General features: G+C 60.9%; 21 protein-coding genes and 1 tRNA gene. 1 reads left to right on the forward strand and 21 read right to left on the reverse strand.

All coding sequences use genetic code 11. From position 1 onward, the window contains the following. Positions 1 to 23: 23 nt before the first annotated feature. Positions 24 to 827, reverse strand: coding sequence for an N-acetylmuramidase domain-containing protein (locus P0D71_RS33560; protein ID WP_408468201.1), 804 nt, complete (start codon positions 825 to 827; stop codon positions 24 to 26). Between the two features lie 285 nt (positions 828 to 1,112). Between P0D71_RS33560 and P0D71_RS33565 the strand changes: the two genes are divergently transcribed. Further along, a complete protein-coding gene (locus tag P0D71_RS33565; RefSeq protein WP_408483664.1) occupies positions 1,113 to 2,288 on the forward strand; it encodes a winged helix-turn-helix domain-containing protein in 1,176 nt (391 codons plus the stop codon). A gap of 265 nt (positions 2,289 to 2,553) precedes the next feature. Here P0D71_RS33565 and P0D71_RS33570 read toward each other — a convergent pair whose 3' ends face one another. From P0D71_RS33570 to P0D71_RS33665, 20 genes are all read right to left on the reverse strand, one after another. Next, entirely contained in the window at positions 2,554 to 3,138 is a 585-nt protein-coding gene (locus tag P0D71_RS33570) for an NUDIX domain-containing protein (RefSeq protein ID WP_408183490.1), read from the reverse strand. 44 nt (positions 3,139 to 3,182) lie between these two features. Further along, positions 3,183 to 3,479: a DUF2818 family protein gene (locus P0D71_RS33575; protein ID WP_091795792.1), complete on the reverse strand. Its 297-nt coding sequence runs from the start codon at positions 3,477 to 3,479 to the stop codon at positions 3,183 to 3,185. Then, positions 3,479 to 4,951 (reverse strand): NADH-quinone oxidoreductase subunit NuoN, encoded by a 1,473-nt coding sequence (nuoN, locus tag P0D71_RS33580; protein WP_091795795.1) that lies wholly within the window; start codon positions 4,949 to 4,951, stop codon positions 3,479 to 3,481. The genes P0D71_RS33575 and nuoN overlap by 1 nt, the downstream gene beginning before the upstream one ends. A 24-nt stretch (positions 4,952 to 4,975) precedes the next feature. Further along, positions 4,976 to 6,466 (reverse strand): NADH-quinone oxidoreductase subunit M, encoded by a 1,491-nt coding sequence (locus P0D71_RS33585; protein WP_408483665.1) that lies wholly within the window; start codon positions 6,464 to 6,466, stop codon positions 4,976 to 4,978. Between the two features lie 14 nt (positions 6,467 to 6,480). Beyond that, complete coding sequence (gene nuoL, locus P0D71_RS33590) at positions 6,481 to 8,568, reverse strand: NADH-quinone oxidoreductase subunit L (RefSeq protein ID WP_408483666.1); 2,088 nt, start codon at positions 8,566 to 8,568, stop codon at positions 6,481 to 6,483. A 17-nt stretch (positions 8,569 to 8,585) separates the two neighbouring features. Then, a complete protein-coding gene (nuoK, locus tag P0D71_RS33595; RefSeq protein WP_006052894.1) occupies positions 8,586 to 8,891 on the reverse strand; it encodes an NADH-quinone oxidoreductase subunit NuoK in 306 nt (101 codons plus the stop codon). A gap of 20 nt (positions 8,892 to 8,911) precedes the next feature. After that, positions 8,912 to 9,601: an NADH-quinone oxidoreductase subunit J gene (locus tag P0D71_RS33600; RefSeq protein ID WP_091795805.1), complete on the reverse strand. Its 690-nt coding sequence runs from the start codon at positions 9,599 to 9,601 to the stop codon at positions 8,912 to 8,914. A 171-nt stretch (positions 9,602 to 9,772) separates the two neighbouring features. Then, positions 9,773 to 10,261 carry an NADH-quinone oxidoreductase subunit NuoI gene (gene nuoI / locus P0D71_RS33605; RefSeq protein WP_007175608.1) on the reverse strand — a complete coding sequence of 163 codons (489 nt, stop codon included), beginning with the start codon at positions 10,259 to 10,261 and terminating at the stop codon, positions 9,773 to 9,775. Positions 10,262 to 10,276: 15 nt separating this feature from the next. Beyond that, positions 10,277 to 11,341: an NADH-quinone oxidoreductase subunit NuoH gene (gene nuoH, locus P0D71_RS33610; protein ID WP_091795808.1), complete on the reverse strand. Its 1,065-nt coding sequence runs from the start codon at positions 11,339 to 11,341 to the stop codon at positions 10,277 to 10,279. Beyond that, entirely contained in the window at positions 11,342 to 13,675 is a 2,334-nt protein-coding gene (nuoG, locus tag P0D71_RS33615) for an NADH-quinone oxidoreductase subunit NuoG (RefSeq protein ID WP_408483667.1), read from the reverse strand. Positions 13,676 to 13,807: 132 nt separating this feature from the next. Continuing rightward, a complete protein-coding gene (gene nuoF / locus P0D71_RS33620; RefSeq protein ID WP_408483668.1) occupies positions 13,808 to 15,136 on the reverse strand; it encodes an NADH-quinone oxidoreductase subunit NuoF in 1,329 nt (442 codons plus the stop codon). Beyond that, positions 15,133 to 15,618, reverse strand: a complete 486-nt coding sequence (gene nuoE / locus P0D71_RS33625) for an NADH-quinone oxidoreductase subunit NuoE (protein ID WP_007175612.1) — start codon at positions 15,616 to 15,618, stop codon at positions 15,133 to 15,135. The genes nuoF and nuoE overlap by 4 nt, the downstream gene beginning before the upstream one ends. 130 nt (positions 15,619 to 15,748) lie before the next feature. Beyond that, positions 15,749 to 17,002 (reverse strand): NADH-quinone oxidoreductase subunit D, encoded by a 1,254-nt coding sequence (locus P0D71_RS33630; protein ID WP_091795817.1) that lies wholly within the window; start codon positions 17,000 to 17,002, stop codon positions 15,749 to 15,751. Positions 17,003 to 17,011: 9 nt separating this feature from the next. After that, entirely contained in the window at positions 17,012 to 17,614 is a 603-nt protein-coding gene (locus tag P0D71_RS33635) for an NADH-quinone oxidoreductase subunit C (RefSeq protein ID WP_091795820.1), read from the reverse strand. A gap of 21 nt (positions 17,615 to 17,635) precedes the next feature. Then, positions 17,636 to 18,115 carry a NuoB/complex I 20 kDa subunit family protein gene (locus tag P0D71_RS33640; protein ID WP_006052903.1) on the reverse strand — a complete coding sequence of 160 codons (480 nt, stop codon included), beginning with the start codon at positions 18,113 to 18,115 and terminating at the stop codon, positions 17,636 to 17,638. A 63-nt stretch (positions 18,116 to 18,178) separates the two neighbouring features. Further along, on the reverse strand, positions 18,179 to 18,538 hold the full coding sequence (locus tag P0D71_RS33645) for an NADH-quinone oxidoreductase subunit A (protein WP_013339872.1): 360 nt from the start codon (positions 18,536 to 18,538) through the stop codon (positions 18,179 to 18,181). Between the two features lie 163 nt (positions 18,539 to 18,701). Further along, a tRNA-Leu gene (locus P0D71_RS33650) sits at positions 18,702 to 18,786 on the reverse strand. 112 nt (positions 18,787 to 18,898) lie between these two features. After that, positions 18,899 to 19,276: a preprotein translocase subunit SecG gene (gene secG, locus P0D71_RS33655; protein WP_091795823.1), complete on the reverse strand. Its 378-nt coding sequence runs from the start codon at positions 19,274 to 19,276 to the stop codon at positions 18,899 to 18,901. 82 nt (positions 19,277 to 19,358) lie between these two features. Beyond that, positions 19,359 to 20,138, reverse strand: a complete 780-nt coding sequence (gene tpiA, locus P0D71_RS33660; RefSeq protein ID WP_408483669.1) for a triose-phosphate isomerase — start codon at positions 20,136 to 20,138, stop codon at positions 19,359 to 19,361. 121 nt (positions 20,139 to 20,259) lie between these two features. Further along, positions 20,260 to 21,276, reverse strand: a complete 1,017-nt coding sequence (locus P0D71_RS33665; protein ID WP_091800672.1) for an NAD(P)H-quinone oxidoreductase — start codon at positions 21,274 to 21,276, stop codon at positions 20,260 to 20,262. Positions 21,277 to 21,343 lie beyond the last annotated feature (67 nt).

Below are 21,343 nucleotides of genomic sequence, written 5' to 3' on the forward strand. Positions count from 1 at the left end.
GGCGATTGGCTGAGTCATCTCGCCTACGCCGATCCTCCACACGTCACGGCGTCGAAATGCGCGACCGCCGAAGCAAGTCGCGTGTCGTACGCATGTGTGTGATAAGCCGGACCGTTGTACCGTCGCGCAAAGTCGTCCCATCTACCCTGTTGCAGCGCGCGCAGCATGGCGGCGTCGCGCTCGACGAAACGAACGAATGCGTCCAGCTGGCTTCGCTCATCGATCGTCATCGACGCGGCAAAGTCGGCGGCGCTGGCATAATCCAGGTACAGCCAATGAAGACCCATGATCTGGAATAGCCCCCAGCTGCAGGCTTCGATCGCGCAATCACGATCGAGCCCACTGGCCGCATCGAAACGTTCGTATTCCTGCACGCCACCCAGATAACCGCCGGGTGTCGTATTGACGATCTCGGGAAATTCGCTGCGCCAGCGTTGCGCGGGCAGCGCCGCGGCAACCAGCCGCCGATACATCACATGGCGTTCGAACAGGATCTTCGCGCGGCCGTCCGGCAGAAAGCCAAAGCCCGCGCTCTCGACCTCGACCAGTGCAAGAAGCCGCGCTGGTGCGACACCTAGCGCGTCGCTGGCCTCGGCCACGTCGGCTTCGAACAGCAATCCCGCATCGCGCGACGTTTGCGTGAGCAGCGCGCGAGTCTGCTCGCATACGACGCCTGTGTCCGGCAAGCCACGTCGCTGCTGAAATCGCCGTAGCGCGCTTTGCGTATTGGGGCCCGGCAAACCGTCCACTTCCAGGCGTGGATTTTCCTGCGCAAGCGCCCGCTGTAAAAAGACGACGCTCGTGCCGCGAGTCATTGATGCGTTCATGATCGGTATCCGTGAGGTTGGAAAAAGTCGCGGCAGATAGGAAAGCTAACTGCTGCCGCGACGTGATTCTTTTTCCTCCGGTCCGCGTCCGCCATAGAAGATGGCGAACATTCGCGCCTCGCCTGCCTTGCCGGCTCAGGTCCTGCTGTCTGCCACATGGAAGGCGCGATACTCCATCTGGCTCGAGGATATGTCCGTTACACCGCGTACCCGTCCGGGTTCCTCCATTGGCTGCGACCATTTACCGATGCTACGTTATGCGTATTAAAGGCGCTGGAGTAATTCGTGAGTAAAAACAGTTGCATCGTTCGTTTCGACTGGCGGCATGACCGTGTATCCGTCGGCCATATCGCCGTGCGCGTCGCGGGACAGGAAAAGGAAGTGCTCCGCCTGATGGTGGAGAGCGCAGGACAAGTATGCGACCGTGAAGCATTGATGGGCGTCGTGTGGGGCGAGCGTGCGATCCATATGGACGAGCTCTATCTGACGCAACTGGTCTACCGCTTGCGCAAGTCGTTGAGGCCGCTAGGTCTCGGCGGTCATATCGTGACGATGCCGCGTGCGGGTTATCGGTTCGACCCGGAAGGACTTCGGATCCATACCGAAGAAGCCTCGCCGGATGACACGCCGACGCCGCTTGACGCTCTCTCCACGGATGAACCGCCACCGCGCCGCGCCGGCCTTCGCAACTGGCTTGCGCGGTTGCGCGACAACGTTTCGTATCGGCGGGCATCGTCCGAATCGATCGGCCTGCCCGCGATTCACACCGATGAGGGACTGGTCACTCATGCCGGCGCGACCGTTCATCTAACTGGTTTCGAACGCGCCTTGCTACAGGCGTTCGTCGACCAGCCCGATGTCACGCTCAAGCGTCACGAGTTGATCTCACGGATCTGGGGTGATGAAGAAGACGTCGACGTCAATCGCCTGACGCGCCTGGTGTCGCGCTTGCGGCGTTCGTTGCAGCCGCTCGGACTCGACCAGCAACTGCTCTACATACCTTGTATCGGATATAGATTCTGCCGGACCGTGCCGCCTACGCCCGCTGACATCGGCGAAGTCGAAAGCGGCTCGCTGCCATCAGCAACCGCCGCGCATCCGTCGGTGTCGGGCGTGGATGCCGCGCTCAAGTGGATCGCGCCGTGGTTCGCGTCGCGGCGCACTGTCGTGCTGATCGGCGTGGCGTTGCTTACGCTCACCGCCGCGCTTGCGATGCCGGCGGACCTCGGTAACGGGAGCCGCCTCGGCCGGCCTGTTACCGCAAGGCACAATGGAAGCGCCATTCCGACCACCTGTAGCGCGGATTATGTTCATCACGTGTTCATTCGCGACGTGGTCGACTCAGTGGCGGCGTCGAGTTCCCCAACCGTGCCGGCTACCGTGGACAACGCGTGGAAGCGGATTGTGGTGGATTTGCGCGCGGCGGGCTGCCGTAGCGTGGCGCCTTCCGCTCCTTCGTAACGTCCAGTGCGGATCGGCGAGGCGTCTGTGGGCAGGCTGACGCGCTGCCCTTTTGCTGCGACACCCTATATGGAATGGTCCGCGACATAGGTCCCACGGCGCTGCCCACGCGCGAAAGCGGGTGGGTGGGGCCTGGCGTCACTCGTCGCGATTTGCATCGCAGTTGGGTTGGCGCCGTGGACCGCAGCCCTCGATGCCGGCTCGTCCATCGGCCCTCGGCGTTTGCAGCGACCGGACGATCGGCGCGCACGCCGAACTGGCGACGCTATTGCGGTTCCGCCAGCGGCCACGCGCCCGACAAGACCTTCTCCAGCCAGAACGTGCCGATCACCGTCTTGACGTCAGTGATCTTGCCGGTGCGTACCCACTCGGACACCTCGGCCACACTTGCCGTGAACAGTTCGAGAAATTCGCCTTCGTCGAGCTTGCGCTCACCCGCAGTCAAACCACGCGCGAGGTAGATGTCGATGAATTCGGTCGAATAGGAAATGATCGGGTGAATGCGCGTCAGATAGACGTATTCACGCGCGGTGTAACCCGTCTCTTCGCGCAGTTCACGAATGGCACACGCGAGCGCGCCCTCGTTGGGGTCGAGCTTACCCGCCGGATACTCGACCATGACCTTGCCCATCGGATAGCGATACTGGCTTTCCAGCAACACGCGGCCGTCGTCGAATAGTGGAATGACCATCACGGCACCCGGGTGCTGAACGTATTCGCGCGTGGCGTGCTTGCCGTCCGGCAGGCGAACGGTGTCGCACTTGAGCGTCAGAAACGGACCCTGATGCATCGTTTTGCTCTCGAGACAGGTCTCGGTGAGCGCGGCGTCGTGATCGGGAAGTTCAGCCATATGCGGACCTCAGGACAACTGGGTGCGCCGACGGCGAGACGCCGTCAGCGGCGTTTGACGAGATACTGGAAGGTGAAGCCGGGGAATGCGAACACCACGAATAGCGCGAATGTGATCGCGTAAAACTGCCATCCCTGTTCGAAGCGGTTGCCCGCGCGCGCTTCCAGCAGAAAACCGAGCGCGCCAACCACAAAGTACAGCACGATCAATTCGGCAATCCGGATCCAGCCGCTCTTCTTCGCCGCCTTCAGCGGCACGGCGGCGAAGAGGCGCTGATTCAGGAACGGCAGGTTGGCGCCGACCAGCGCCAACAGCACGATAAACCAACCCGCAGCCGACATCAGAGCAGCAGAGTGTGCTGGATAGCCTGCAGGCAGGCCTTCAACAACGGATCCGGCACGATACCGAGCACCAGTACGGCCACGCCATTCAGTGCCAGCAACGCACGCGTGCTGGTGTCGGCGAGAATCGGCGACTTGTCTTGCGGATCGTCGAAATACATCAGCTTGACGATACGCAGGTAGTAGAACGCGCCAAACAGCGAGGTGATCACGGCCAGCACCGTCAGCCAGGTCAGGCCGGCGTTCATGGTCGCCTGCAGCACCGCGAGCTTCGCGTAGAAGCCGACTGCGGGCGGAATGCCGGCGAGCGAGAACATCATGACCATCATCACGAACGCGAACACCGGGCTACGCTGATTCAGGCCCTTGAAGTCTTCGAGCGTGTCCGCTTCGAAATCGCGGCGAGCCAGCAGCATGATGACGCCGAACGTACCCATCGTCGTGATCAGGTAGACGATGCTGTAGTACATGGCCGAGCCGTACGCGTTGGCGGCGCCCGAGGTCTTGTTGTCGACCACGCCTGCCAAGAGGCCCAGCAGCACGAAGCCCATGTTCGAGATCGCCGAGTACGCGAGCATCCGCTTCACGTTGCGTTGCACGATACCGGTGATATTGCCGACGATCAGCGACAGCGCCGCGAGAATCACCAGCATTTGCTGCCATTCGACTGCCAGCGGCAACAGACCCATCACGAGGAAACGCAAACCCCATGCGAACGCGGCAACCTTCGGACCGCCGCCAACCATCAGCGTCATCGCCGTCGGTGCGCCCTGATACACGTCGGGCACCCACATGTGGAACGGCACCGCGCCCATCTTGAACGCCACGCCCGCCACGATGAAGATCACGCCGAACAGCAGCACGCTCGGATCGTAGTGGCTCGTGCCGATCGCCTTGAACACTTCGTTCAGGTCGAGCGAACCGGTCGCGCCGTACAGCATGGAGATGCCGTACAGCAGAAAGCCGGAAGCCAGCGCGCCGAGCACGTAGTACTTCATGGCCGCCTCGTTCGACGGCGCCGCGTCGCGACGCAGCGCGATCGCACCGTACAGCGACAGCGACATCAGTTCCAGGCCGAGATACAGCGTCAGGAAGTTGTTGCCGGAGATCATGACGAGCTGGCCGAGCAACGAGAACATGCCCAGCAGGAAGAACTCGCCGCGGAACAGACCGCGATCCTCGAGGTAGCGGCGCGAATAGACGATCGACACGGCATAGCCGAGCGTCACCACCGCTTTCATCACGTTGGCGAACGAGTCCACCACATACATATGGCCGAAGTAATAGCGCACTTGCGGGTCGAACGCGTTCATCGCGAACCAGATGCCGGCGACGAGCGTCGAGAAGAACGCGATGAAGTACGTGGTACGGCGACCGGCCTGGCCGACGAACGTGTCGTTGAGCCACGCGACGACAACGGCGAGCATCACCAGCGCGTCAGGCAACAGAGCAGTCATAGGGGCGTTTTGCATGGTCTTTAATTCCTCCGCTCTGCGTTACTGAGGCAACGGCAGCTTTGATTGCGCAACGTGGGAGAGGAGGTTTTCCACGGATACGTGCATCACATCGGTAAAGGGCTTCGGATACAGGCCCATGAACAGCGTCAGTGCGGCGAGCACTGCCAGCATGAAAAATTCGCGACGGTTGATGTCGAGCAGGCTCTTCACGTGATCGTTGGCGATCGCGCCGAAGTACACGCGCTTGTACATCCACAGCGTGTAGGCCGCGCCGAGAATCAGCGTGACTGCCGCGCCGCCGGCGATCCAGAAGTTGTACTGGACTGCCGCCAGAATCACCATGAACTCGCCGACGAAACCGGAAGTACCCGGCAAGCCGCAATTCGCCATGGAGAACAGCATCGCGAACGCCGCGAACTTCGGCATCACGTTGACGACACCGCCGTAATCGGCGATCTGACGCGAATGCATACGGTCATACAACACGCCGATGCTCAGGAACATCGCGCCCGACACGAAGCCGTGCGAGATCATCTGCACGATCGCGCCTTCCACGCCGAGCTGGTTGAAGATGAAGAAGCCGAGCGTCACGAAACCCATGTGCGCGATCGACGAATACGCGACCAGCTTCTTCATGTCCGTCTGCACCATCGCAACCAGGCCGATGTAGATCACGGCGATCAGCGACAGCGTGATGACGACCGGTGCCAGAAAGTGGCTGGCATCCGGCGTGATCGGCAGCGAGAAGCGCAGGAAACCGTATGCGCCCAGCTTCAGCATGATCGCGGCCAGCACGACCGAGCCGCCGGTCGGCGCTTCCACGTGGGCGTCAGGCAACCACGTGTGAACCGGCCACATCGGCACCTTCACGGCGAAGGCCATGAAGAACGCTATGAACAGCAACACCTGAGGTGTCATGGCGATCTGCGCATGCTGCCAGGTGGCGAGGTCGAACGTGCCGGTCTGGGTGTACAGGTACAGCAACGCGACCAGCATCAGCAGCGAGCCCATCAGCGTGTACAGGAAGAACTTGAACGCCGCGTACACGCGGTTCGCCCCACCCCACACGCCGATGATGATGTACATCGGAATCAGCGTCGCTTCGAAGAACACGTAGAACAGCATGCCGTCGGCCGAGCTGAACACGCCGACCATGATGCCCGACAGGATCAGGAATGCGGCGAGGTACTGCGCCACGTTCTTCGTGATCACTTCCCACGCGGCGATCACGACGATCACCGTAATCAGGGCCGTCAACACGACGAACCACATCGAGATGCCGTCAACACCGAGGTGGTAAGTAATGTTGAAGCGCTCGATCCAGTTCGCCTTTTCGACGAACTGCAGATCGGCGGTACTCGAGTCAAAACCGGTAATCAGCGGGATCGTCACGAGGAAGCTGACGACCGAGCCGATGAGCGCGATCCAGCGAGCGGGACCCGGGTTCCGGTCGGAACCGATAGCCAGAACCAGAAGGCCGACGAGGATCGGTAACCAGATCGCGATACTGAGAATCGGATAAGCGTGCATTAGTGTCCCTCGCCTTATTTGCCGCCGAGCGTTACAAACAGGGTCAGGAGCCCCAACATGCCGATAATCATGGCGAACGCGTAGTGGTAGATGTAGCCGGATTGGAGGAAGCGGATCACGCCGGCGAACCAGCCGATAAAGCGTGCGCTGCCGTTGACGATGCCGTCGATCACCACGACGTCGCCTTCCTTCCAGAGACCACGGCCAATTGCCACGGCGCCCCGCGCAAACACGACATCGTTGATCTTGTCCATGTAGTACTTGTTATCGAGCAACGTGTAGATCGGACCGAACGCGCGCTTGATGACAGCCGGCAAGTCCGGACGCACCAGGTACAGGAACCACGCGACCACCACACCCGCCAGCGCCAGCCAGACCGGCAGGCCCGCGACCGAGTGCAGACCCATCGACGCCCAGCCCTGGAATTCTTCAGCCATCTCATGCAGCGCAGGATGGTTCTCGCCGATGAAGATCACCTTGTCGAACGCCACGCCGTGCTGGAAGAAGTCGCCGAACAGCATCGGGCCGATACCGATCGCGCCGATCACCACCGACGGAATCGCCAGCAGCACCAGCGGCAGCCATACCACCCACGGCGTTTCATGCGGCTCGTGAGCGTGGTCGTCATGACCGTGGCCGTGCGCGTCGTGACCATGAGCGTGCGAATCGTGACCGTGAGCGTCATGTGCATGCGCCGCGGCTTCGATGCCCATCGGCGATTCCGGATGCTTCGGACCGCGGAAGCGCTCCTCGCCGTGGAACACCAGGAAGTACATACGGAACGAATACAGCGCGGTGACGAACACGCTCGCCACCACGGCGAAGTACGCGAAGCCCGAGCCCGGCAGATGCGACAGCTTCACCGCGTCGATGATCGAGTCTTTCGAGTAGAAGCCCGAGAAGAACGGCGTGCCGATCAGCGCCAGCGAACCGACCAGCGACGTGATCCACGTGATCGGCATGTACTTGCGCAGGCCGCCCATGTTGCGGATGTCCTGATCGTGGTGCATGCCGATGATCACCGAACCCGCGCCGAGGAACAGCAGCGCCTTGAAGAACGCGTGTGTCATCAGGTGGAACACGGCGACCGAGTAGGCCGAGGCGCCCAGCGCGACCGTCATGTAACCCAGCTGCGACAGCGTGGAATACGCCACCACGCGCTTGATGTCGTTCTGGATGATCCCGAGGAAGCCCATGAACAGCGCGGTAATCGCACCGATGATCATGACGAACGAGAGCGCCGTATCCGACAGTTCGAACAGCGGCGACATGCGCGTGACCATGAAAATGCCGGCCGTCACCATGGTTGCCGCGTGAATCAGTGCGGAGATCGGCGTCGGGCCTTCCATCGAATCCGGCAGCCACACGTGCAGCGGGAACTGTGCCGACTTACCCATCGCGCCGATGAAGAGGCAAATACAGGCCACCGTCAGCAGACCCCAGTCCGTGCCCGGGAAGGTCAAGGCCGCGAGTTCGGTGCGCTTCGCGAACACGTCGCCGTAGTTCATCGAACCGGCGAACGCGAACAGCAGGCCGATACCCAGCAGAAAGCCGAAGTCGCCGATGCGGTTCACGATGAACGCCTTCATGTTCGCGTAGATCGCCGTCGGACGCGTGAAGTAGAAACCGATCAGCAGGTACGACACCAGACCCACCGCTTCCCAGCCGAAGAACAGTTGCAGGAAGTTGTTGCTCATCACGAGCATCAACATCGAGAACGTGAACAGCGAGATGTACGAGAAGAAGCGCTGGTAGCCGTCTTCGTCGGCCATGTAGCCGATCGTGTAGATGTGCACCATGAGCGACACGAAGGTCACCACGCACATCATCATGGCTGTCAGCGAGTCGACCAGGAAGCCGATCTCGAACTTCGTCTTGCCGATCGACATCCATTCGTAGATGGTCGCGTTAAAGCTCGCGCCGTTCAGCACCTGGAAGAAGACGATGGCCGACAGGATGAACGAGATCGCGACGCCGAGGATCGTGACCGAATGCGCACCGGCTCGCCCTACCGCTTTTCCGAACAGCCCGGCAACCAGACAGCCGGCCAGCGGTGCCAGCGGGATCGCCAGCAGCAGGTTTTCATTGAGTATCGTGGACATAACCGCTTTTCCTGAAATTAACCTTTGAGCTGATCGAGATCCTCGACATTGATCGTGTCGAGGCTACGGAACAGGGTCACCAGAATCGCGAGGCCGATTGCCGCTTCGGCTGCGGCAACCGTCAGCACGAAGAAGACGAAGATCTGGCCATGCACGTCGCCGAGGTAATGCGAGAACGCGACGAAATTGGTGTTCACCGCGAGCAGCATCAGCTCGATCGCCATCAGGATGATGATGACGTTGCGACGGTTCAGGAAAATGCCGACGATGCTGATCGCAAACAGGATCGCGCCGAGGACAAGGTAATGGGCAAGGGTCAACATGATTTCTATCTCCTGTCCGCTCAGCTGTTCTTGGCTGGTGCCGAGTCGGCCGCTGCTGCTGCCGCTGCCGCGGCTTCTTCCGCCGCGACGGTAGCCGCGGTCTTTTCCGATTTCATCTTCACGACGCGCACGCGGTCTTGAGCGCGTACCTTGACCTGCTCGCTGACGTTCTGACGTTTGCTGTCTTTCTTGTGACTCGTGGTCAGCGCAATCGCCGCGATGATCGCCACCAGCAGCACCAGACCGGCCACTTCGAACGCGAAGATGTAGTCCGTGTAGATGACCTTGCCGATCAGGCGGGTGTTCGACCAGTCGCCCATACCGTTAGCGGCGGCCGTGGTGTCGCGCAGCGCCGTGGCGGTCGCGCCATAGCCGTGCCACAGGATCAGCGCGGTTTCGATCACGATGATCGCGCCCACCAGGGTGGCCATCGGCACGAAGCGTTTGAAGTCTTTGCGCAGCACGTCGATATTGATGTCCAGCATCATCACGACGAACAGGAACAGCACCATCACCGCACCGACGTAGACCAGCACCAGCAGGATTGCAAGGAACTCGGCCTCCAGCAGCATCCAGATCGCGGCTGCATTGAAGAACGCCAGCACCAGAAACAGTGCGGACGACACCGGGTTGCGCGAGGTGATCACCTTCAGCCCTGAAACCACCAGGAGCAGCGCGAAGATGTAGAACAGTACGGTCGTGAATTCCATGATTACCGGTTCATCGTTAGGCCATCGTCAGGCATTGTTCTTTGGCACGTGTGACTGGCATAGCGCCAGAACAGCCGCACAGGTGCGCCGTGCCGCGGCGTTCGGGCCGCGGCGCCCGGCCCGACAACAGGCCGTGATTGCTGCAATTACTGCTTTTTCAACTGAAACGCTTCAACGATACGGTGCGTCGGCTGCCTTGTTCGCAGCGATCTCCGTTTCATAGCGATCGCCCACAGCCAGCAGCATGTCTTTCGTGAAGTACAGGTCGCCACGCTTTTCGCCGTGGTATTCGAGAATGTGCGTTTCGACGATCGAATCGACCGGGCAGCTCTCTTCGCAGAAACCGCAGAAGATGCACTTGGTCAGGTCGATGTCATAACGCGTGGTGCGGCGGGTGTTGTCCGCACGCGTTTCCGACTCGATCGTAATGGCGAGCGCCGGGCACACCGCTTCACACAGCTTGCAGGCTATGCATCGTTCTTCACCGTTTTCATAACGGCGCAGCGCGTGCAGGCCGCGGAAACGCGGCGAGATCGGGGTCTTCTCTTCCGGGAATTGCACGGTGACTTTGCGCTGGAACGTATAACGTCCGGTCAGCGCGAGGCCTTTGAGCAGCTCCGTGAGGAAGAAGGTCTTGAAAAAGTTTTGGATTGCGGTCATAGGTTCATCCGCCCTTTATTTCCAGATGTTCAACGGCGACATGATCCAGAAGCCGACCACGATGAGCCACACCACGCAAACCGGAATGAAAATCTTCCAGCCCAGACGCATGATCTGGTCATAGCGGTAGCGAGGGAATGTGGCACGCGCCCAGATGAACACCGACAACAGCAAGAAAACCTTCAGCACAAGCCAGAAGATGCCCGGGATAAACGACAGGAACCCGAACGGTGCGCTCCAGCCGCCGAGGAACAGTGTTGCGGCCAATGCCGAGATCACGATCATGTTGATGTACTCGGCGAGGAAGAACAGCGCGAACGCCATACCCGAGTAATCGATCATGTGGCCCGCGACGATTTCCGACTCCCCTTCCACCACGTCGAACGGGTGACGGTTCGTTTCGGCGATGCCCGAGATGAAGTACACGACGAACATCGGCAGCAGCGGAAGCCAGTTCCACGACAGGAAGTTCAAGCCGTATGAGGCGAAGATGCCATGTTCCTGCGAAGCGACGATGCCCGACAGATTCAGCGTGCCAGCGGTCATCAGCACGACGACGAGCGCGAAGCCCATCGAGATTTCGTACGACACCATCTGCGCCGCGGCGCGCATGGCGCCGAGAAACGCGTACTTCGAGTTCGACGCCCAGCCGGCCAGGATCACGCCGTACACGCCGATCGACGAAACCGCCATCGCGTACAACAGACCGGCGTTGATGTCGCCGAGCACCGCGCCCGCCTGGAACGGAATCACCGCCCAGACCGCGAAGGCCGGCACCACCACCATGATCGGCGCGATCATGTAGATCCAGCGGCTGGCTTGCGCGGGCTGAATCACTTCTTTCAGCAGCAGCTTAAGCACGTCGGCGATCGGCTGCAGAAGACCTGCGGGGCCGACGCGGTTCGGGCCGAGACGCACGTGCATCCAGCCGATCAGCTTCCGTTCCCACAGAATCAGGTAAGCCACGCACAGCAGGATCACGACGGCCACCACCAGGATGCGCACCAGTGCCCACACCGTGGGCCATGCCACACCGAGAAGCTGGGTGCCGCCCGAGTTGATCGTATCGAACAAGCTCATTTACGCCTTCTCCACCACCAGTTCACCGAACAGGCTGCCCAGCGCTGCACCGGCCGGCGTAGCCGCCGATACGCGGACGACCGTCTCCGCAAGATTCGCGTCGCGCACGGCCGGCAACTGCACCGATTGCTCGCCCTGGCGCACGCGCACTGCGTCGCCTTCCTTCAAACCCAGTTTGTCGAACAGCGCAGCCGGCAGACCGACTGTGTTCGCTGCGCGTGCCGCTGCGGTCAGATGCAGCGACTCCGCGCGACGCACCAGCGCGTCGGCGTGATAGATCGGCACGTTCGCAATGCGCTCGAACTTGCCTTCCGCCGCCTTAGCCGCCTTGCCGCGCGCAACTGCGACGCCCGTCTTGTTCGACAGACGCGAGTTCAGTTCGCCGTCGCCGAGAGCGGCCGTACGCACTTCCTCCGACGTATCGAATTCGAAGCCCGGCACGCCCAGCAGGCTGCCCAGCACACGCAACACCTTCCATGCCGGACGCGTGTCGCCGAGCGGGCGTACCACGCCGTTGAACGTCTGCACCGTACCTTCGGCATTCACGAACGTACCGGCGGTTTCCGTGAACGGCGCGATCGGCAGCAGCACGTCGGCGTATTCGGCGCCGGTCTGGAACGGCGACAGCACGACCACCATTTCAGCCTGCTTCAGCGCGGCCAAAGCCTGCGCCGGATTGGCCGTGTCGAATTCCGGCTCGACGTTCAGCAACACATAACCCTTGCGCGGCTGCTCGAACACGTCGCGAGCGTTCAGACCGCCCTCACCCGGCAATGCGTTCACCAGATGCGCACCAACCGTGTTGGCCGCTTCCGTGAGGAAGCCCAGCGTCGCGCCGGTCGCGTCCGCGATCCATTGCGCTGCGGCGTGGATGAGCGCGAAATCCGGATGACGGACCGCACCGTTGCCCAGCAACACGAGGCGGCGTTCGCCCGAAGCGAGCGACTTGGCGACCTGCTTGTCCGCATCCGTAGGCTGCGTGCCGGCGAAAGCTTCCGGCAGCGCGACGCCATTGGCTTCCGACACTGCGCCGGCAATGCCAGCCAGCGCGTCGAGCCATGCGGACGGCGCGGCAACCACGCGCTCCGCTTGCGGAATCAGCGCGTCGTCATTCGTGGACTGCACCAGCGTGAGCTTCGCGCCGCCCTTGGCAGCTTGACGCAAACGCGCGGCGAACAGCGGATGGTCGCGGCGCAGATCCGAGCCGATCACCAGCGCGGCGTCGACGTTCGACAGATCGGCGATGGCGGTGCCGAGCCACGGCGCGCCATTGACCGGCGCGGAGAAATCCGACTGACGCAGACGGAAGTCGACGTTAGGCGTGCCCACCGCTTGCGCCAGTTGCTTCAACAGGAAGAGTTCTTCGACCGTGCTGTGGGCGCTGCCGAGCGCGGCCAGCGCGTTCGCGCCGTGGTCGCCCTTGATACCCTTCAAACCCTTCACCACGTATTCGAGCGCGGTTTGCCAGTCGGTCTCGACCCACTTGCCGCCTTGCTTGAGCATCGGCTGCGTCAGACGCTCGGGGCTGTTCAGCCCTTCGTACGAGAAGCGGTCCTTGTCCGAAATCCAGCATTCGTTGATGGATTCGTTTTCGAACGGCAGCACGCGCATCACGCGATTGCTCTTCACTTGCACCACGAGGTTCGCGCCGACGGAATCGTGCGGGCTCACCGACTTGCGGCGCGACAGTTCCCACGTGCGGGCGCTGTAACGGAACGGCTTGCTGGTGAGCGCGCCGACCGGGCACAGATCGATCATGTTGCCCGACAGCTCGGAATCCACCGTCTTGCCGACAAACGACGTGATTTCCGAATGCTCGCCGCGGCCCAGCATGCCGAGTTCCATCACGCCGGCCACTTCCTGGCCGAAACGGACACAACGCGTGCAGTGGATGCAACGCGACATTTCTTCCATGGAGATCAGCGGGCCGACGTTCTTGTGGAACACCACGCGCTTTTCTTCGCTATAGCGCGATGCCGACTTGCCGTAACCCACGGCCAGATCCTGCAACTGACACTCGCCACCCTGGTCGCAAATCGGGCAATCCAGCGGGTGGTTGATCAGCAGGAATTCCATCACGGCTTGCTGACCCTTCACCGCCTTGTCCGACTTGGTGCGCACGATCATGCCGGCCGATACCGGCGTGGCGCATGCGGGCACCGCCTTCGGCATCTTTTCGACATCGACCAGACACATCCGGCAGTTGGCCGCAATCGACAGCTTCTTGTGATAGCAGAAGTGAGGAATGTACGTGTCGACCTTATGCGCAGCCTGGATCACCATGCTGCCTTCAGGCACCTCTACTTTCTTGCCGTCTATTTCAAGTTCAACCATGATGGTCAATCTTCCTTAACCTGTTACCGCTCAATCGTTCGCCTGTTCATCGCCCGTTTCAGGCGATGAATCCCGCGGTTGACGTGTTCTGGTGCGTGCCTGTTCAGCGCACTTACGTGTGCTTGTCTGCGCTCAAGCCGCCACTGTTTCCGACGCCGCTGCTGCGCCGGCGTGACCGCCGACGAGGCAATGCTTGTGGGCGACGTGATATTCGAACTCGTTCCAGTAGTGCTTGAGCATGCCGCGAACCGGCATGGCCGCCGCATCGCCGAGCGCGCAAATCGTGCGGCCCATGATGTTTTCGGCGACCGAGTTCAGCAGATCCAGATCTTCCGGACGGCCAAGCCCATGCTCGATACGATGCACGACGCGATACAGCCAGCCCGTGCCTTCGCGGCAAGGCGTGCATTGACCGCACGACTCTTCGTAGTAGAAATAAGACAGGCGCAACAGCGAGCGCACCATGCAACGCGTCTCGTCCATGACAATGACCGCGCCCGAACCCAGCATCGACCCCTGCTTGGCGATCGAGTCGTAGTCCATGTCGGTCTGCATCATGATGTCGCCCGGAATGACCGGTGCCGACGAGCCGCCAGGAATCACGGCCTTGATCTTCTTACCGCCGCGCATACCGCCGGCCAGTTCCATCAGCGCGGAGAACGGCGTGCCGAGCGGAATTTCATAATTGCCCGGACGCTCGACGTCGCCCGCGATCGAAAAGATCTTCGTGCCGCCGTTATTCGGCTTGCCGATCTCGAGGTAATTCTGCGGACCGATTGCGAGCAGGAACGGCACTGCGGCAAATGTCTCGGTGTTGTTGATCGTGGTCGGCTTGCCATACACGCCGAAGCTCGCCGGGAACGGCGGCTTGAAGCGCGGCTGGCCTTTCTTGCCTTCCAGCGATTCGAGCAGCGCGGTTTCTTCGCCGCAGATATAGGCGCCGTAACCGTGGTGCGCATGCAGTTCGAACGAGAAACCCGAACCCATGATGTTTTCGCCGAGGAACCCGGCGCGGCGAGCTTCGTCCAACGCTTGTTCAAAGCGTTTGTAGACTTCCCAGATTTCGCCGTGGATATAGTTGTAGCCGACCGTAATGCCCATCGCGTACGCGCCGATGGCCATGCCTTCGATCAGCGCATGCGGATTGAAGCGCAGGATGTCGCGGTCTTTGAACGTACCCGGTTCGCCTTCGTCCGAATTGCAGACGAGGTACTTCTGGCCGGGGAACTGACGCGGCATGAAGCTCCACTTCAGGCCGGTCGGGAAGCCTGCACCGCCTCGGCCACGCAGACCCGACGCCTTGACGTCGGCAATCACCTGCTCGGGCGGAATCTTCTCTTCCAGAATACGGCGCAGCTGGGCATAACCGCCGCGCGCCACATAGTCTTCGAGATGCCAGTTATCGCCGTTCAGGCCGGCGAGAATCAGCGGTTTGATGTGACGATCGTGTAAACACGTCATTTCGAAAGTTCCTCGAGCAGCTGGTCGATCTTCGCGCGGCTCATGAAGCTGCACATGCGATGGTTGTTCACCAGCATCACCGGCGCGTCGCCGCACGAGCCCATGCACTCACCTTCTTTCAGGGTGAATTTGCCGTCGGGCGTGGTTTCGCCGAAATCGATGCCGAGCTTCTGCTTCAGATATTCAGCCGCGCTGTCCGAGCCGCCGTCCGGGCCAAGCTGACACGGCAGGTTCGTGCAGAGCGTGATCTTGTACTTGCCGACAGGCGAGGTCTCGTACATCGTGTAGAAGGTAGCCACCTCCTGCACGGCGACTGCCGGCATGCCGAGATAGTCCGCGACGAACTGCATGAGTTCGGGCGACAGCCAGCCATGCTCTTCCTGAGCAGTGGCCAACGCCGACATCACGGCGGACTGTTTCTGATCGGCGGGATACTTCGCGATCGCACGATCGATTTCTTTCAGGCCTTCAGCTGAGATCATTTTCAGACACGACTCTTTCAATTCCTACCGAACGAAAACCCGTCGCTCACATCATGCTGCGACAGACCCGGCGTTCCTTGCTTGACGCGCGCTTCAGTGCAACCTGAAGACGCGCGCCGATGAATACGTCCTAGCGATCCACTTCGCCGAACACGATGTCCTGCGTGCCGATGATCGTCACGGCGTCGGCGATCATGTGACCGCGCGCCATTTCATCGAGCGTGGACAGGTGGGCATAGCCCGGCGCGCGGATCTTCAGGCGATACGGCTTGTTGGCGCCGTCCGAGATCAGGTAGATGCCGAACTCGCCCTTCGGATGCTCGACAGCGGCGTACGCCTCGCCTTCCGGTACGTGGAAGCCTTCCGTGAAGAGCTTGAAGTGGTGAATCAACTCTTCCATGTTCGACTTCATGCCCACGCGCGACGGCGGCGCAACCTTGTGATTGTCGATCATCACGGGGCCGGGATTCTTACGCAGCCACTCAATGCACTGTTTCACGATGCGCGTGGATTGGCGCATTTCTTCGACGCGAACCAGATAGCGGTCGTAGCAATCGCCATTCACACCGACCGGAATGTCGAAATCGAGCTTGTCGTAGACTTCGTACGGCTGCTTCTTGCGCAGATCCCACTCGATACCCGAGCCGCGCAGCATGGCGCCGGTCATACCGAGGTTCAGCGCGCGCTCCGGACTCACCACGCCGATACCGACCAGACGTTGCTTCCAGATCCGGTTGTCGGTGAGCAGCGTTTCGTATTCGTCGACGCACTTCGGGAAACGCGTGAAGAAATCGTCGATGAAGTCGAGCAGCGAACCCTGGCGGTTCTCGTTCATCTTCGACAATGCCTTCGCATTGCGAATTTTCGATGCCTTGTATTGCGGCATTGCGTCAGGCAGATCGCGATAGACGCCGCCCGGCCGATAGTAAGCTGCGTGCATCCGTGCGCCGGACACCGCTTCATACACGTCCATCAGGTCTTCACGTTCGCGGAACGCATACAGGAACACCGCCATGGCGCCGACGTCGAGTGCGTGCGCGCCGATCCACATCAGGTGGTTCAGCACGCGCGTGACTTCGTCGAACATGACGCGAATGTATTGCGCGCGGATCGGCACCTCGATGCCGAGCAGCTTTTCGATCGCCATCACGTAGCCGTGCTCGTTGACCATCATCGACACGTAGTCGAGACGGTCCATGTACGGCACCGACTGAATGAATGTTTTGGTTTCGGCGAGCTTTTCAGTCGCGCGATGCAGCAGGCCGATGTGCGGATCGGCGCGCTGGATGACTTCGCCGTCGAGTTCGAGCACGAGGCGCAGTACACCGTGCGCTGCCGGGTGCTGAGGGCCGAAGTTGAGCGTGTAGTTCTTGATCTCTGCCATGGCGTTCTCTTAGTGTTTCAGACCGCCATAGCGATCTTCGCGGATCACGCGCGGCGTGATTTCCCGCGGCTCGATCGTCACAGGCTGATAGACGACGCGCTTTTCTTCCGGGTCGTAACGCATTTCGACGTAACCGGAGACAGGAAAATCTTTACGGAACGGGTGACCGATGAAACCGTAATCGGTGAGGATACGGCGCAGGTCCGGGTGGCCTTCGAAGACGATGCCGTACAGGTCGAATGCCTCGCGCTCGTACCAGTTGACCGAATTCCAGATTTCGACGACGGACGGCAGGATCGGCACTTCGTCGTCCGGTGCGAACACGCGCAGACGCAAACGCCAGTTGTTCTGCACCGACAACAAATGCAGAACGGCCGCGAAACGCGGACCGTCATAAGCGCCTTCGGCGTAGGTCTGATAGTCGACGCCGCACAGATCCACGCATTGCTCGAAACCGAGCGAGCGGTCGTCGCGCAGACGGGTTGCCACATTGAGGTAGTCGCCAGCCTTCACGACGATCGTCAACTCACCGATTGCCTCGGTAGTGCTCTGCAGGAGGCCGCCAAAGGCCGCCTCGAGGTTCGCTTTCAGGGTCTCGAGTTTGCTTGCCATATTGTGGGGGAGGCTTTGGCCTTATTGACGGGCGATTGTGTTGGTGCGGCGAATCTTGGCCTGCAACTGGATCACGCCGTACACCAGCGCTTCCGCCGTGGGCGGGCAACCGGGCACATAAACGTCGACCGGCACGATCCGATCGCAGCCGCGCACCACCGAATACGAGTAGTGGTAATAGCCACCACCGTTCGCGCACGAACCCATCGAAATCACCCAGCGCGGCTCGGCCATCTGGTCATAGACCTTGCGCAGAGCCGGCGCCATCTTGTTGCACAGCGTGCCGGCGACGATCATCACGTCCGACTGACGCGGACTCGGACGAAACACCACGCCAAAACGGTCGAGGTCATAACGGGCGGCACCCGCATGCATCATCTCGACCGCACAGCACGCAAGACCAAACGTCATCGGCCACAGCGAGCCGGTGCGCGTCCAGTTGATCAGTTTGTCAGCTGTGGTGGTGACAAACCCTTCCTTCAAGACCCCTTCGATACTCATTTGCTTTCCACTCCAGACGGGGTGGCAAGCCTTGGCCACCCGCGCAAACCGGCGATTAATCCATCATTCCCAGTCGAGGCCGCCTTTTTTCCAGATGTAGGCGAAGCCCAGCAGGAATTCGAGCAGGAAAATCATCATCGCCATGAAGCCCGGCCAGCCGATGTCGCGCAGGGCAACGCCCCACGGGAACAAGAACGCGGTTTCAAGGTCGAAAATGATGAACAGAATGGCGACGAGGTAATAGCGCACATCGAACTTCATGCGCGCATCTTCGAATGCTTCGAAGCCGCACTCGTACGGTGCGTTTTTCTCGGTATCAGGCTTATTGGGACCGAGGATCTTGCCGATACTGACCAGCGCCACGCCTAAACCAGTGCCCACAACGAGGAACAACAAGACGGGGAAATAGGCTGCGAGGTTCAAGACAGTCCTCAATCGGTTGGGTTCTGAGTGCCGTCAGGAGCATAGCACTCCTGACGCGAAATCACTTCCGAAACGCACATGTCGCAAGCCCAACGCAAGCCGCACGCCAGAAGTGAAAATGCCAGCCGAAGCGAAGCAAGCGGCTGGCATTTAGATAACATTTTGGTGCCGACGGCGAGACTCGAACTCGCACAGCTTTCGCCACTACCCCCTCAAGATAGCGTGTCTACCAATTTCACCACGTCGGCACTGCATGCAATCCGGGAAAACAACTTATAAAACCCGCGAATCGCTTCAAGACTTGAATTATAACTGGTCTAAACAGTTTGTTCAACGCACAAAAGCACTTTGAACGAAAATTTATTTCGGTACATCAGTCGCAGGAACGGATGCAGCCGATGCCGGCAAAACAGCCGAGCCACCTGCCGGTGCCGAAGCAGCCGAAGCCGCGACCGGCGCAGTCACCGCCGCGCCCAGCAAGCCTGCGGAAGGTTTCGCCCGATATGCACCAAGGTACGTGAGCGTCAGCGTGGTGACAAAAAACACCGCGGCGAGAACCGCCGTTGTACGTGACAAAAAGTTTGCCGAACCGGTCGCACCGAACAGACTGCCCGACGCTCCGCTACCAAAAGCCGCGCCCATATCGGCGCCTTTGCCGTGTTGCAGCAAGACGAGGCCAATCACCCCGAGTGCCGACAACAGCTGAACGACGATAATCAATGTTTTCAAATACAGCATCACACTCACCTGAGTCTTTATTTAACCGCGCGACACACTACGTGTTGCACGGGATGGGGTCATCCTCGCCAAGGCGCCCTGCTCAACCGGCGACGCTCGTTGCGGCTGCCGCCTTGCAGATCGCCAGGAAATCCTGGTCTTTCAACGACGCGCCGCCGATCAGGCCACCGTCGATATCCGGCTGGCGGAACAATTCTTCCGCGTTTTCCGGCTTTACACTGCCACCGTACAGCAGCGGCACATCCGCCACCGCCGCACCCTTTGCCGCCAGACGCGCACGCAGGAACGCATGAACCGCCTGCGCCTGCTCCGAACTCGCGCTCTTGCCGGTGCCGATCGCCCAGACCGGCTCATAAGCAACGACGATCCGCGCCGCCTCTTGCACCGACAATTTCGCCAGCACTTCGTCCAGCTGCATGCCGACCACCTGCTCGGTCGAACCGGCTTCGCGCTCTTCAAGCGTTTCACCAACGCAGACGATCGGCGTCAAACCGGCCTCCAGCGCGCGCTGTGTTTTCACTGCGACCAGTTCTGCGCTTTCGCGATGATAGGCACGGCGCTCCGAGTGCCCGACGATCGCGAGCGTGGCGCCGAACTCCACCGCCATAGGCGCGGCCACTTCGCCGGTATAGGCGCCATGCGTGAACGCTGACACGTCCTGCACGCCCCACACGACCCGGCTGCCTTCCAGCAACGATTGAGACTGCGCGAGATACGGACTCGGCACGCAGACGCCGACGCGCACGTCGGCCGGCAATTCGCCCGCGCCTTGCGCCACCGCCTGCAACAGCGTGGCATTCTCAGCGAGGCGCCCGTGCATCTTCCAGTTACCGACTACCAGTTTGGCTCGTTGTTTCGACATCGTCTCGTCTTGTCTTGGCGGCGGACTTCGTTTGCGCTTACAGTCCGCCTTTCGGATTCATGCGGCGTGCGCAAAACGCGCAATTTTACTGCGTGGGGTGGATCGGGTCAAACTGACCGTGTCAAGCGTCCTGACCCCAAGACAGTACGATCTTGCCGACGTGCGTGCTGCTTTCCATCAGCGTGTGCGCGTCGGCGGCCTGCGCGGCCGGAAACACGCGATGCACCACGGGCTTGATGCGCCCGTCTTCGAGATGCGGCCACACGCGTTCTTTGAGTTGCGCGGCAATCTTCGCCTTGAATTCGATCGACCGCGGACGCAGCGTCGAACCGGTCAACGTCAAACGGCGGCGCAGCACTTCGTTCAGATTCAGCTCCGCTTTCGCGCCACCCAGCAACGCGATCAGCACGATGCGTCCGCCGTCGGCCAAGGCCGTCAACTCGCGCGATACGTAACTGCCCGCCACCATGTCGAGCACCACGTCGACGCCGCGGTCGTTCGTCAACGACTTGATCACTTCGACGAAATCTTCGGTCTTGTAGTTGATCGCCCGTTCGGCGCCCAACGCTTCACACGCACGGCACTTCTCGTCCGAACCGGCGGTCGCGAACACGCGGAAACCCAGCGCATGCGCAATCTGGATCGCCGTCACGCCGATGCCGCTGGAACCACCCTGCACGAGCAGCGTTTCGTTCGGCGCGCCTTCGCCCTTACCGAGTTGCGCACGGTCGAACACATTGCTCCACACCGTGAAAAACGTTTCCGGCAGCGAAGCCGCCTCGACGTCAGACAAACCGGCCGGCACCGGCAGGCACTGCAGCAACGGCGCGACCGCGTATTCCGCGTAGCCGCCACCAGCCAGCAACGCACACACGCGATCACCCACCTTCAGGCCAAACGGATTGTTCTTCTCGTCGATCGTACCGCCGACGATTTCGCCCGCCACTTCCAGCCCCGGCAGATCCGACGCGCCCGGCGGCGGCGCATAGCCGCCCTTGCGCTGGAACACGTCAGGACGGTTGATGCCGGATGCGGCCACCTTGATCAGCACCTCGCCCGCGGCCGGTTGCGGCGTGGGCCGCTCCGCCAGTTTCAGAACATCCGGTGCACCGAATTCGGTGATTTCGATCGCTTTCATCTGCGTCAACTCCAAGATTGGATTGCGTTGCATGCCGGGATGAACAACTAGAGTACCCGTTTCTCAT

The sequence above is a fragment of the Paraburkholderia sp. RL17-383-BIF-A genome, assembly GCF_046028015.1.
In the GTDB taxonomy this organism is placed as follows: Bacteria; Pseudomonadota; Gammaproteobacteria; order Burkholderiales; family Burkholderiaceae; genus Paraburkholderia.